8 protein-coding genes are annotated in these 13574 nt (G+C 62.2%); 6 read left to right on the top strand and 2 right to left on the bottom strand.

What is annotated here, in order from left to right; all coding sequences use genetic code 11:
* Positions 1-213: 213 nt before the first annotated feature.
* Together ACQEVO_RS15880 and ACQEVO_RS15875 are read left to right on the top strand one after the other, a co-directional pair.
* Positions 214-564, top strand: coding sequence for a DoxX family protein (locus tag ACQEVO_RS15880; RefSeq protein WP_432913679.1), 351 nt, complete (start codon positions 214-216; stop codon positions 562-564).
* 728 nt (positions 565-1292) lie between these two features.
* On the top strand, positions 1293-2057 hold the full coding sequence (locus ACQEVO_RS15875) for an AMP-binding protein (protein ID WP_432913677.1): 765 nt from the start codon (positions 1293-1295) through the stop codon (positions 2055-2057).
* Between the two features lie 780 nt (positions 2058-2837).
* Here the strand turns inward: ACQEVO_RS15875 and sigJ are convergent.
* Entirely contained in the window at positions 2838-3758 is a 921-nt protein-coding gene (gene sigJ / locus ACQEVO_RS15870; RefSeq protein WP_432913675.1) for an RNA polymerase sigma factor SigJ, read from the bottom strand.
* A gap of 156 nt (positions 3759-3914) precedes the next feature.
* Between sigJ and ACQEVO_RS15865 the strand changes: the two genes are divergently transcribed.
* The 4 genes from ACQEVO_RS15865 to ACQEVO_RS15850 all read left to right on the top strand — a co-directional run bounded on the left by ACQEVO_RS15865 (position 3915) and on the right by ACQEVO_RS15850 (position 11897).
* The gene (locus ACQEVO_RS15865; protein ID WP_432913674.1) at positions 3915-4235 is read left to right on the top strand and encodes an antibiotic biosynthesis monooxygenase family protein; all 321 of its coding nucleotides are present in this window, start codon (positions 3915-3917) and stop codon (positions 4233-4235) included.
* A 156-nt stretch (positions 4236-4391) separates the two neighbouring features.
* A complete protein-coding gene (gene qcrB, locus ACQEVO_RS15860) occupies positions 4392-5792 on the top strand; it encodes a cytochrome bc1 complex cytochrome b subunit (RefSeq protein ID WP_432913672.1) in 1401 nt (466 codons plus the stop codon).
* Between the two features lie 690 nt (positions 5793-6482).
* On the top strand, positions 6483-7793 hold the full coding sequence (locus ACQEVO_RS15855) for a helix-turn-helix domain-containing protein (RefSeq protein WP_432922711.1): 1311 nt from the start codon (positions 6483-6485) through the stop codon (positions 7791-7793).
* Positions 7794-10208: 2415 nt separating this feature from the next.
* Positions 10209-11897 carry an SRPBCC family protein gene (locus tag ACQEVO_RS15850; protein ID WP_432913670.1) on the top strand — a complete coding sequence of 563 codons (1689 nt, stop codon included), beginning with the start codon at positions 10209-10211 and terminating at the stop codon, positions 11895-11897.
* A gap of 295 nt (positions 11898-12192) precedes the next feature.
* Here ACQEVO_RS15850 and ACQEVO_RS15845 read toward each other — a convergent pair whose 3' ends face one another.
* Entirely contained in the window at positions 12193-13485 is a 1293-nt protein-coding gene (locus ACQEVO_RS15845) for a hypothetical protein (RefSeq protein WP_432913668.1), read from the bottom strand.
* Positions 13486-13574: the final 89 nt, after the last annotated feature.

Raw genomic sequence — 13574 nt, 5'->3', positions numbered from 1 at the left:
GGAATCCGAGCCGGTACACGAGAATTGTTTGAGTGTTATGGATCACATGGATCAGACATTTTGCCGAGCTGCGTCGTCTTATTGCGAGAGTGGCCGGGACAGGCCCGGCTCGTGGCGAAAGGAGCCTTCATGACCCCCTGTGAAGGCTGTGGCCGCCCTCAACCGTCGAGGATCGGCCGGGCCAGTCGGTTCGGCCGGTGGAAGGTTTCGTCTGTGCAACTCACCTATTTGGTGGTGACCACCTTGGTCATCGCCATCAATGCCGGTATGGCCATCGCAGATTTCGGGCGCGCGAAGTTCGTTCTGGCGAACTCGGCCGAAGTGAATGTTCCGAGGTCCTGGCTACCCTGGCTGGCCACCGCAAAAATGGCGGGAGCGCTCGGCTTGTTCGCCGGGTTACTCGGAGCGAGGCCGGTCGGCATCGCCGCGGCAGCAGGTCTCGTTGTCTTCTTCGTCGGCGCCGTCGTATTCCATATCCGGGCACGTGTGTACTACAACATCGCCTTTCCCGGTGTCTACCTGGCCGGTGCCGTTGCGGCGCTCGCTCTCGCTGCAGCGCAGTGAAGAAGCCGGGACACACGATCAGTTCCGGGCCCGTATCGAGAGATGATTGCCGGGGCCGGATCTATCGAGCGGTACCGATACTTGCGGTCGGCGTCGCTGATCCGGCCCCGGGTACATGAAACCGGTTCACCGTGCCGCTGTGACCAGGAGAACCAGCCTCGTGAACCCAGAATGCTCGGTGACAACTTCATCGTCGTATAGGAAGTCGACTGCCTCACCCGTCTCGGTGAGCGTTCGGACGGCCTCTTCCGGGGGTCGGCCGCCGGCCTGATCCGGGGCGAGCGCGGCGATAGCGACATCGTGTTGACCGGCAATGTGTCCGGTTTCGGCCGGGTCCGGGCACATGGACGACTGTGGGCGCGAAATAGGCCTGCCCACGGGCATCTTCGGCCGGAGCATATCCAACTGGCCCGAAGCGGGTGTTGCGTTCATGGGTGTGGCGGAGCCGCTGTACACGACAATGATGTAGCGCACTCAATGATCGTTTTGTCGTTCGGTACGAGACACATAACCGCCGGCCGACGTTCAGAAGGGGTGAGGAGCGATGGCCCTCACCGGTGCGGATACCGGGACGTGCCGCCGGGTTCTGCCGGGTGGACGTACTCACTGGGCTGCCTCGTCCGGGGTTTTGTGCGGCGTGCACTGGGAAGTCGGCAGATGCTGGTTTGTGGGCCCGTTCCCTGGCGGAATGCTGGTGGTTAGTCTGATCATATCGCCGACTACGGAAGATGATGAGGGTCGTGTCCGGAGCCGTAGAATATCTGGTTTGGCGCCATCGCGCGGACGATAGGCCGTGCGTGGCAGACCGCCGTCGGGAGTGGACCTATCGCGAGTTCGCCGAACGCATCGACGCCGCGGCCGCGCAACTGGCCGCCGTGGGTCTGCGTAGGGGAAGTGTGATCGCGATCCGAATGTCGAACTCTCTCGAGTTGCTCGTGGTTCTGATGGCTGTCTGGCGCCTCGGTGCGGTTGCCGCGCCGATGGATGCGGCGGCCGACCGGAATCGTGTGGAGAACGAGATCAGGGCCGTCGGTGCGGTTCTGGTGCTGGACGATCTGCCGCTGCCCAGCTTGCCGCGACGGCGGGGTGGAATTCCCTGTCTCTCGGTCGAATCGCTGGCCCGGCGGGCGCCTGCAGGCTGGATTGCCCCGCCCGGGCCCGGCGTCGACGATATCGCGCTCGTTTATGTACGGGCTCGTGGTAGCTCCGCGTGCGAGGAGATCTCGCACGCCGATCTCGGCCTGCTGGCCTGGCAGACCGTCCGACATCTCGATCTCACTGCGGCCGCCGTTTGTTCGATAGCCTTGTCGCTGGTCCGTGCCGATGTCATCGCCATGAATTTCCTACCGGCGATCTTGACAGGCGCACGGGTCAGGTTGGTCTCCGACGGTTGGTGTTCACTCCAGGTGGAAACTGCCGGCCCCGCGTTGAAGCGGGCGAGACTCTTGCTTGCCGAGAAGCTCCCTGGTCCCGTGGAAAACCTCGTTTCGTGACCGAACCGACAGGAGAAGAATCCCGGCAGGTGACCGTTGGGTGCCCCGCATCGCTCGATGAGCGCTGGAACATGTCGTCAGCAGCGGCCACGTTTAAGTTGCCGGCGGTGTCGGGTTGGTGGTTGGGGCGGGCAAATGTGATCGCCAGTGAATGGGAGCGGCCCCGTGTGGCTTAGCGCGAAATGATAACTCCTGGTTTATCAGTGGTTGTCGCGACCATGGTCGCCCCAAGGGGTTCGTCCGCCGATATCGTCGAGTTGTCTGTATTTGTCATGCTCGGCTCACAGCCGATCGCCGACACCGTGTTCGGCGTACGCGTCTTCGCGCAGCGACGAGCAGTGGGCTCGGCAGCGGCGATCATTGACTCCCATCGGTGCCGACCGCAGAAATCGTGCCCGCAGTGTCACGTGAACAGGATACTGGTAAGAAGGTCGGTGGCGACAAACGCCAATCGCCACCGACACCATGGGTTTGTTGCCGGCGGGCATGCTCACCGCCGGCGCTCACAACCGGAATCCGGCGGCGGGCAGCCCGACGATCCGAATGCGCGGTCGACCGGGACATAAGCCTCGCAACACCCCCATCTCACCGATTCTCCCACGTGCTCACTCAGGGGCCGGACAGGTCGGTGCGATTATATTTCCTGTACCGGCCACGGTGCCGCTATTGAACGCGTCATTACATAACAGTGAGGTCGCCACGCCCTTCATCACGCGTCGACCTCGGCCCGATAGTGACAGTCGGAACAGCGACCATCTGCCACCACATCAATAACGGCGGTTATCTCCAGTGACCGAGCTTTTCCGGATTCCGCATGACCCAGATGTGGTCGACACGGTCCCCGCGGGTGGTGAACGACAGCACCGCGAGTACCTCCCCGGTGGCCGCGGAGCGCGCAGTGAGACCCGGTTCGCCGTTGACGTCGGTATGCTCGAGGACGAGATCTGGTTGCCGCTGGAAGACTTCAAGGAAGAATTCCGCGACCGCAGGGGCGCCGGCGATCGGTTCCGCCGATGCGGTGACCAGTCCACCACCGTCGGTGACGGCGGTGGATTCGGGGTCCAGGACACGAAGCAGGTTTTGCACCTCGCCCGATTCCCACGCGGCCTTGAAGGTGGCTACCAGTGCCACGGGTGGGCGTCGTTCCGCGCTGCCGACGGGGGTACCGTGGATGCGCCGTCGCGCGGAGGAAGCGAGCTGGCGGCAGGCGCCAGGGGAGCGGCCGACGATCTCGGCGATTTCGTCGAATCGGTAGCGGAAGACATCGTGGAGGACGAAGGAAACACGTTCGGCGGGTGTCATCGTATCGAGAACCAGCAGCAGCGCCATAGATACCGATTCGTCCATGGTCACCTGATCTGCGGGATCGGTGAGCTCGTCGCCGGATTGCCCGCTGGTCCAGCGGTTCGGGCCAGGGAGCGGTTCGGGTAGCCACTGCCCGACATACTGCTCGCGGCGGGCCCGCGCCGAGCCGAGCATATCCAGGCAGATCCGGCCGGCCGTTTTCATCATCCAGCCGAGCGGGGAGTCGATATCGTCGCGCTGCTGCGGGGTGAGCCTGTACCAGCGGAGATAGGTTTCCCCGATCGCGTCCTCGGCGTCGGTGACGGAGCCCAGCAGCCGATAGCCGAGGTTGAGCAGCGTCCGGCGTTCATCGGCCACAACCTGTAGGTCGGGCGGAATGTCCTGTGCACCGGGCATCGGATCCTCTTCTCGAATCGGTCCCATATCAAGTAGACGACACAGCGGGCAGAGATGTCAGGCGCGACGCGCCACCAGACATTTTCGGGTGCTGCGTCGTCCTTGTATCGGGACCGATTCGGGAGAGGGCCCGATCCCGACGAACAGGAGCCGCTCATGACCGCGACCTTCATCAACATCATCGACGTCGACCCGGAAAAGCAGCAGGATGTAATTGCCCTGCTGACCAAGGGCACCGAGGAGGTCATCCAGCACCGACCCGGTTTCGTTTCGGTGCGGGTTCTCGCCGCCGCCGACGGGTCCAAAGTGATCAACATCGCCGAGTGGGCGAGCCCAGAGGATGCCAAGGCGACACTCGGTGACCCGGCGGCTCAGCAGTTCGCGAAACAGGTCGCTGCGCTCGGCACGCCGAATCCCGGGGTGTACCGACAGGTTGCAGAGTTCACGGCGGATCAGCCGGAGGACGGCGCTCGATGAGTGCTGTGGCGCCGGGCTCGTCTGCCTCCCGCGTGGCGCATGCCGCGCGGGAGGCGGATTCCCGCTTCGCGATGGCCGCATTCGCGAAGCGGTCGATCAACAAGGTTTCCCACTCATTGGTCGTTCCTGCTCGGCGAGATAACCCTGTACAGTTTTGTGATCCTGTTGCTGTCCGGGGTGTATCTGACGCTGTATTTCGACCCGTCTATGACCGAAGTGGTCTACGAAGGGTCCTATGTGCCGTTGCGTGGCGTCACCATGTCCACGGCGTACCGGAGTTCGCTGGACATCTCCTTCGACGTACGAGGCGGACTGTTCGTCCGGCAGGTCCACCATTGGGCGGCGCTGCTGTTCGTGGCGTCGATGATCCTGCATATGATGCGGATCTTCTTCACGGGCGCGTTCCGCAGACCCCGAGAAGCGAACTGGACCATCGGCTCGGTACTGCTGATCCTGGCGATGTTCGAGGGTTACTTCGGCTACAGCCTGCCCGACGACCTGCTGTCGGGTACCGGGTCGCGGTCCCCGCTCGGCGGTATCACGATGAGTGTTCCGGTGATCGGCACCTGGTTGCACTGGTTGCTGTTCGGCGCCGAATTTCCCGGTAACGTGATCATACCCCGGCTCTACATCGCGCATGTATTGCTATTACCCGGGGTAATGCTTGCGCTGATCGGCGCACATGTGGCAATCGTCTGGTACCAGAAGCACACCCAATACCCAGGACCGGCCCGGACGGAAAAGAACGTGGTCGGCACCCGGATCGTTCCGGTGTTCGCCTTCGACCAGGGTGGGTTCTTCATGATCACCCTCGCCATGGTCGCGCTGATGGGCGGTCTGCTGCAGATCAATCCGATCTGGAATATGGGGCCCTACAACCCGGCTCAGGTATCAGCGGGATCGGCGCCGGACTTCTACATGATGTGGACCGACGGCCTGGCCAGGTTGTTACCCGCATGGGAGATCTATCTCGGTCCCTACACGATTCCCGCTGCCTTCTGGGTCGCAGTGGTCATGGGACTGGTCTTCACCCTGATCATTGTTTACCCGGCGATCGAGCGCCGGCTGACCGGCGACACCGCGCACCACAATCTGCTTCAACGACCGCGGGATGTACCGGTGCGCACCGGCATCGGCGCAATGGCGCTGACCTTCTACATTGTGCTCACCCTTTCATGCCTCAACGACCTCATCGCGCTGCAATTCAACGTCTCGTTGAACGCGACAGTGTGGGCCGGTCGGATCGGTCTCCTGCTGGCACCGCCGGCGGCCTACTACATCGCCTACCGGTTCTGTCTCGGCCTGCAACGCAGCGACCGGGAAGTACTCGAACACGGTATCGAAACCGGCATCATCAAACGCCTGCCGCACGGCGAATATCTCGAGGTCCACCAGGCGCTCGGGCGGAGCGGCAGCGGTCACCCGGTCGCACTGCGGTATCAGGGCGCGCCGGTGCCGAAGCGGATGAATCGGCTCGGCGTCGGGGGCCGGCCCGGCATGGGCTCGTTCCTCACCCCCGACCCGCCGACGGAAAGCCGCGGCCCTGGACCGGCATGAGCGCGACGGCGAGCACACGCAGCTGGCGGTCCTTCGGGCAATTCGCGACCGTGCCGCCGATGACGAGACCAGGAGCCTTTGATGTGGCGCCGAGTCGGTCGGGGGCGGTGTACTACCGGATACGGCTTGCTCGTCGCCGCCGCTACCGTCGGTACCGGCCAGCACGCGGAAGTGGTCCGGCACATTCTGCGTGAGGCCGGTGTCCGTTCCACGTTCGGTCCTGCGCGAACACCCACCGCTTGGGGTGGGCGGGTGCAGGTACTCGTCTTTCCCGAAGATGCTCAGCACGCGTACGAGGTTTGTGCCGTAACAGTCTGATGTGGTACCCCGGGGGCGATATCGATGATGCCGGTCGTCGCCCGGGTGCAGCCACAAGTGCGTGAGCGGATCTTCGGCCCAGCGAAGACCGTCGCAGAAGCTCGAATCCACGAGGTGATATGTCCACAACCCGGCAGATCCCCCACGATCGCGTGGTGTGGGTGTCCAGGTGGACGACAGCGCCCGCCGACGCAGGAACTCTCCACCGTAGGGCAGCGGCGAGATTCAGCTGCTCAAATGGAAATCCTTTCTGCTGCGATGTGCATGTTGCACCAGTTTTCGTTGCGGTTCTGGTCAACCGGCATATTTTCTGGTCGCGAAACGCTGGCTAGCCTGAGTAAGCCTGAGTGCGCAAAGTGGAAGGTCGCTGCCATGATCCGGTCCAAATCCGAATTGCCTCGGAACGGGGCTTCGGCCGAGCTTTCCGCCGGACGGATATCCGCCGAGGTCACCCGCTTCGGCATGGATCTACGGGCACGCGAATCGGAAATCACCGCCACGCTGACTCAACGGATCACCCAAGAAGTCGATTACATTCGCGATGATCCTCAATTGGCGGAACTTCGTGTCGCCAGTGTTCACGCAAATGTGGCAACCATGATCGAGATCTTGGCCAACGGTATTCCCGTCCACCACCTGCAGCCGCCGATCGCGGCGATGGAATACGCTCGCCGCGCGGCGCAGCGAGATATACCGTCGCATTTTCTGGTGCGCTCATACCACATGGGGCAGAACGCTATGATGCGGATCTGCCACGATGAGATCGGGCGGCGGAATCTTCCGGTGGACTTGGGCTTGGCAGTGATCGAACGCCTCACCGAGATCGTCCACTCATACGCTGACCGGATCACCCTGTACGTATTCGAAACCTATGAAACAGAGCGCAAACGGTGGATGAAAGTCCGGGGCAATGTGCATTCGTCCACGGTGCACTCGCTGCTGTCGGCGGCGATACCGGACCAGGTCGGCTTCGAGTCCGAAACAGGTTACCGGCTCGACCGCACGCATCTCGCGTTGATCGTTTGGTATTCCGGCCCCGAGGGGGAGGCCGAAGCATTGACTGCGCTGGATAGTGGTATCCAGGCGGTGGCCGACGCGGTAAACAGTAGCGCGCCGCCGTTGAGTACTGCCATTGATCGTCGCACCATGTGGGCGTGGTGTCCGTTCGACGGGCGGCCCGCGGCCGGCCTCCGGGAACTCAGCGTGACTGCCGCTCTCCCCGCAGGGGTGCGGGTGGCGCTCGGACTGGCCGGTGAAGGGGTGGACGGATTCCGGCGTTCACATCAGCAGGCCACGGCGGCCTACTTCGTTGCCACGGTGCCGGATATCCAGCCCCAGCACCCAGTGACCGGGTTCGGAGATCCAGGAGTTGCGGTGGTGTCCCTGCTGGCCAAGGATCTGGTCTCGACTCGCGAATGGGTGCAAGAGACGCTGGGCGAACTCGCTGAAAACACTGTGCAGGCCGCGATATTGCGCGACACCCTACGCACCTTCTACGAGACGGGGGAGAGCCATGTACATACCGCGCAGAAGATGACTTTGCACCGCAACACCGTCAAGTACCGCATCACCAAGGCCCTCACCGCCACCCGTACCGATGGAACACAGCACGAGAGCCTGGATATCGCCCTGGCTCTCCGGATCTGCCACTTCCTCGGTTCGAAGGTGCTCCGACCCTCGTGAAACCATGCGGTACTGCGGTGACCGGAGTGGTCCGGGCTCCGGTGCGCTCGAGGACCGGTCGATTCCAGGCCGTCGGCCCGGGAGACCTGGGTGGACTCCCTGCTGTCGATCAGTGGGGTGAATGTTTTACCGGGCGTGAACGCAACTCGGCTCGGCGATGTCGCCGGTGGCGGGTGCACAGCAGCGGCGAGAGGAATGCGTTCATCAAATCCCGCGAGTAATTGTGCGTAATGCACAATGCTTTACTCAATTTCTGGCTATGGGAGATGTTTCGATTCCTCCGTCTCGCTCCTAGTGTGAAGGTGTATTCAAATGGAAGGTTCGGCGAAATGCAGAGTGCTTTTCCGGCCCCCCGAAAACGATCACATGAATGGCGCTTCCTCGAGGCCTCGATCGCATCAGGTCCGGCACTTACTAGCACTCCCATAGTCCAGGGCGGCAGCCGGTTTTCACCCTTCGATGCGCACCTGGGACAGGGTGCGGCTGTATCGAAGCACTTCGAGGTGGGCGGTGGCTGTTCGAGCTCCGGTCCGAGTGTCTGCCGGACGAGGAACGGCGAAGGGCGAAACCATGGTTATGTGCGACGAGTCACCATCAGTGCCAGGTAGAAGTACAGACGACCGGGCGATCTCCGGGGCGCCGCCGACCACGATGCAATACGAGATCGACCGGGTGATCGCTCGGTGGCGTGCCGAGCATGAACACGAAGGGCGCCGTGGTAGCTGACCTTGCATCATTCCGGCCGGCCTCGCGGGGTAGGTACCCGACTCCGGTTTGCCGATGAAATTCGGTCCCTCGCGTTGTAAACGTTGAGGTTGGCGGCAGGAGTGACGCCAGGTCGTGTGTTCATTGAACGAGCATATTTCCCGGCAGTGGATTGCTTGTCGATCTGCTATGAGGATCTGAGCGGCCGGGGGTAGGTGACCGGCCGAGCGTTGCGCCGGTGGCCGATCTCGGACCCTCTTGGTGACCCAGGTCTCGTTCATCGAAACGACCGGCGGGGTCGGTGAGGCGACCGGTTGCGGCGCGCGCGGGCGTGTGTCCCGCGAGGTCATTGACCGGTGGCGCCAGGCGACTGGTCAATGAGTGCAGGCATTGAGCGTCGTAGTTTGCACCTCCGTCGCAGTCGTTGTGTGGAAATATTGACCATTTTGTGTTCGAGTCGGTCTGCGGCCGGCGCAGGGGTTCGGTGTGGCTTGGGGTCCGAGGCGGTGGAGGTCTGGTTCGCAGCCGTCACGACTTCCTGGATGCGCAATATACGGCGACGTCCCAAAGTGATATCAGCAAGTTCGGCCGCCGAATACCGGTCGGTGAGCTGATCGGGGTGCGCAGTGTTGTCCTGGCGGGCGATGCGGATCAGCGTTTCGAGGTCGCCATGGTCGTGGAGGAACTAACTGCCGGGGCCGGGTTGGCGTGGGGGCGACAGGAATAAACGTGGCCGGTGAGCTGGATTGTGGACCGCCGCGGGGTGTCGTTGCCTGGGGGGTGACGTAGCGGTAGGAGGCGTCCTGGCTACGGATGGAGGCGCGGGAACGGGGATTGCGCTTCCCGATGGTGGGGTCGGTGATTCTTCGGAAGGTAAACCGATTGGGGAAAAAATTATACACGTGGAGAGCGGTGTTTCAATTATTGTGCAAAATTGACGGTCGTCAGATGGATTTCTGGTTTCTATGTATATTCCCGATCAATTTCCGGCCTTGTAATATCGTGCGGTGGACATTGAGCCCGAACGACAATGCCCCAGGGAATCACAATGACCGAGAGATGTAACATGCACGCCCGGTCCTTCAGGGACGGGTCAGCGCATCAATTTCGGTTCCCCCGATTCACAGGGCGGACCGTGCGGCTTGATGGGCCGGCGGACGATCGACAGGAGTGCCCCGCTCTACGAGGAGGCCAAGTATCCGGGGTGCCGGAACCGGCCGTTCATGCTGTGTCGCTTCACTCATCCGGTGTATTCGCCGGAAAGCCTGCGAGCGGAGACCTCGTCGAGGGAGCTGCGCAGCCCGGAGACCTCGATCGCAGGGAAACGCAAGGGGTCGAAAGCTGCCACCACGCGGTTAGCGGTGGGCGCCGCGGATCTGTGCGTGAAGGGTCGGACCGCACAACGTCGGTGAAACCGGTTCATCATGCGGGGTGGGACATGTTCGCCCGTAGGCTGGAGGAGACAGCCCGCAGATATGGGCGGACATTCAGCACGGGTGGGTCGCGCAGGTTCCGGCTCCCCGATTGCGTTGGTGCGGGGCTCTAGTGGATGGAAAGCCGTGCACGTTCAGGAATGGACGTGCAGACCCAGGGCCGCTCACGGCCGCGATGTGAATGCAGCCGAGAACATACTCACGGCGGGACGCGCCGAGGTTTATGCGTTGTGGAGGGGCTGTAAGTCCCTCTGCGTAAGCGGGAAGGTACGCCCCTGTGGAACAGGAACTCACCAATACGCTGCGCAGCGGCGTGGTAGGGCTCCCAGTCATTCAAGGCTGGGAACACGTCGACGCGGTCACAAAAGAGATCACGATCGCATCCGATCTCGCTCATGTATGGGCACTCGTCCGGGACTTCGCGGCGCGACCCACCGCGGTAGGCCCATGGCCGGTCCCGCCGGATACGACCCTGCCTTGTGTGGACACCGATGCGCCTCGAACGGCGGCAGGACCTGCGCAGTTTCGCCTGCGGACCATCGACCCAGTACGTAGGCGAGTTGTTTATTCCGTATCGCTTGGCCCAGCCAGGCCACTGTACGGCAACGCTGCCATTTCGGTGGCCGCGCTCGGCGATAACGCATGCAAGATCACCTGGGCATACGATGTATCACCCGCGTCGCCGGTTGCCGAATGGGGTGAGAGCATCACACCACTGCTAGAACGTTTCACTAGGGCGCTAGAGGAACACGCGGAGGCTGCACTGGAAGGCTTACGCGAGTTTTCGACACCTCGTGGCCAGGACCGACCCATCGTGAACCTTGCGGAATCTACAGTCTCACCTTCGATCACGGCCGCTTGGCAACAGCCGACGCCAATCGGAGATTTGATCCGGTGTATCCGGCGCGGGATCCTCGCGATGGCATCACGCGCGGAGCTGGCGGCGGCACTCACGTCGCGAGGCTACGCGGTAAGCGTAGCCACGGTAGGCCGCTGGGAGACAGGCGAATCGGCTCCGCGCCCCGAAGCCCTGCATGTGATTTGTGAGCTGGCCGGGCGGTCCGAGTGGGCGCCCAAACTGATCGAACGCCTACAGCAAGCTCACCCGTCGGCCGAAACAATAGCGGACCGGTCGGTCTACCCCACCCGCGGCAGAGCCTTCCGGGCAATCCGGAAACACGTGCTCGGCATGACCCAGGCCGAGCTCGCTACAGCCCTCGCCCGAACCACCCGAATTATACGGCACTGGGAAGCCGACGATTCCCGCCCGGATCTCGACAGTCTGCAAGCCATGGGCCGGCTGCAAGGTCTGGCCGAAGACCCCAACCTGAGCGCCGCACTCATCGCCCTCTTCCGAAAAACACCGCGGCACACTTTCTCTCCGCGGTCGGTCGGCGCTGCACCCGAAACAACACCACGCCTTCCCGATCCCACCGAATTCGCCCGAGAGTACGGGGTACACCAATGGCTGGAAACCGTTTTCCTCGATCAGCCCACCGTGACCACTATGTCGGCTATGGCGGACTTGCTGGGACTCAGCACCGACACAATGCGCAATCGACTCCGTGGCAAAGGTTTGCCATCCACCATACGCGCGGCGGGTCAGGCACTCGGGCTGCCCCGCACCTACGTCGACGCCGCCATCGAGCATTTCGATGGACCAATCCCGTCCAGCACGAACCTCCATACATTTCGGGATCTCGGTGCAGTGATCGCAGCGCTACGTGCCCGGCTCCTCGGAATGGGCACCCGACTGGAGCTGGCGAAAGCTCTCGGCCTGCGTGGGTACCAAGTGTCGGCGTCTTCGATCGGCAAGTGGGAAACTTGTCGTGCCCGGCCATCACGCCGCGCTCTACACCTAATGTCTGATATCGCGGGCCGTCCGGACCTGGCTGGGCCGCTCGTCACCCATTTCTCGCGGCTCCCTCAGATCCGGCCGCCGAGCGAAAACCGGACTGGGCGATGAGCAGCCCATCGATTGTTTCCGGACGAATCCGCGTACCGGCGCGGCCGAGTACGGGCCATGTCCACGACAGCGATACTGTGCACGTTGCCCGCCGGTTTCATGCGGGAGCGCACGACCATGTAATCGCCTCGGCGACGACTCGTACGAGGACCAGCGTGTCTCTACTGCCAGCCGACCGCCGACATTGCCGAAATGTCGGCTGATCGGTGGGATCCGCCCCGGTGGACAGGGGCCGAGGCCAACCGAATGAGCCGACCTAGGGTGGGGCGCCAACGATCATCGCCGCTTTTCGGGACTACATTCGATTGAACGCACCCTCCAGAGCGGTGAGAGCCTTCTCCCACGCCCCCGGCGAGAGATTCCCGTCCTCCTCCCATTGCCGACTTGCGGTGGTCACGGCTTCCAGTCCAGCCGCCGCACCGAGGCAACCGATAAACCAAAGCGTCTGCGAAAGCTCGTTTTCCGACACACCCCCGCCCAGGATCCTTTCCCGTACCTTCACCAGGTCAAGGATGCACCGCACGGCACTGCGACTCTCGGCGGCCGTGATCTCGGCAGCGATCGTCGGAATGGGCACGAACTTATCGATTTCCTCGTCCTCGAAAAGGTATGCGAGCATCTCATGCTCGAACTTTTCGATAGTCAGGTCGCTGTTTCCATCGTAGAAGTTCCTGTCGTGATGATCGTATTCCACCCCAATTAGTCCATGCTCGGAGTTGTCGGCCATCCAGCGAGCAAGGGCGGATTCGCCGGAAAAAGCGAAAATAGATCCCTCCCGTCCCGGAAGATGGAATCCGCCACCGATTCCGTGGGCGCAGAACAAGACCGTAACATAAGTTCCCGCATCACTCACTATTTCCATCAGCACAACGCCCGCAGCCTCGAAGAACACCTCATTCCAATCATCCCCGAAGAAGAAGGAGAAATCCGCCTGATCCAGGTCGTATTTCTCCGATACGCGCGCCGACCACAGTTCGCGCGAGGCGCGAACTCGCTCGTCATGACTCACCGGGGGGTCGATAATAATGGATTCTATCTCGGCAAGGATCGCACCCCAGTGCTCATCGATAACAGCCCGAAGCGATTTCCAGCGCTCGTCGGACCAGGCTGCGATGGGGGCAGTCGAAACCTGCTCGAATTCGAGGACGATGCCCGAATCCAGAAGTGCCGGGGCAGATTCGAGGCCGAAGATCCTGTGCAGCATACGAACGAATTGCACAGCTGTAGCGATCCGGTTGGGCGCGTGCTTCCTGGCTACTGCATCCGGTATTGTTGCCAGATCCAGGTAGCGATCCGGGAAAGACCGTTGAAACTTGCTCTCCAAAGATTCATGGACCGGGACCAACTCGCTGAGTTCCGATGCAGAAAGACCGTCGATTACCTCCCCTGCGGAGCGTGGAATCAAGTCGTAGTGGCCGCTGCTGTTCAGGAAAGCCACGAGATGAGTAATGTCGGTGAAGCTGCACAGCTTTCCGTCACGTCTGAGAAACATCGATCGGCTTTTTCCGCTGTCTCGCCAAGACAGAAGAACGATAATGCGATTCTTCGTGGCAAGCTCGAGCATGAAGAGGGAGGCGTTGGCGGTCATGGGCGCAAGGCTAATGCGATTCAGAGATCATCGCGAAACGGACTTCCCTCCCCTGGTTGGTTCACATTGTCGCCGCTGCCGGGTGCGGA

It is taken from the genome of Nocardia sp. CA-290969 (assembly GCF_050936135.1).
Lineage (GTDB): Bacteria > Actinomycetota > Actinomycetes > Mycobacteriales > Mycobacteriaceae > Nocardia.
This window is presented reverse-complemented; position numbering and strand designations above follow the sequence as displayed.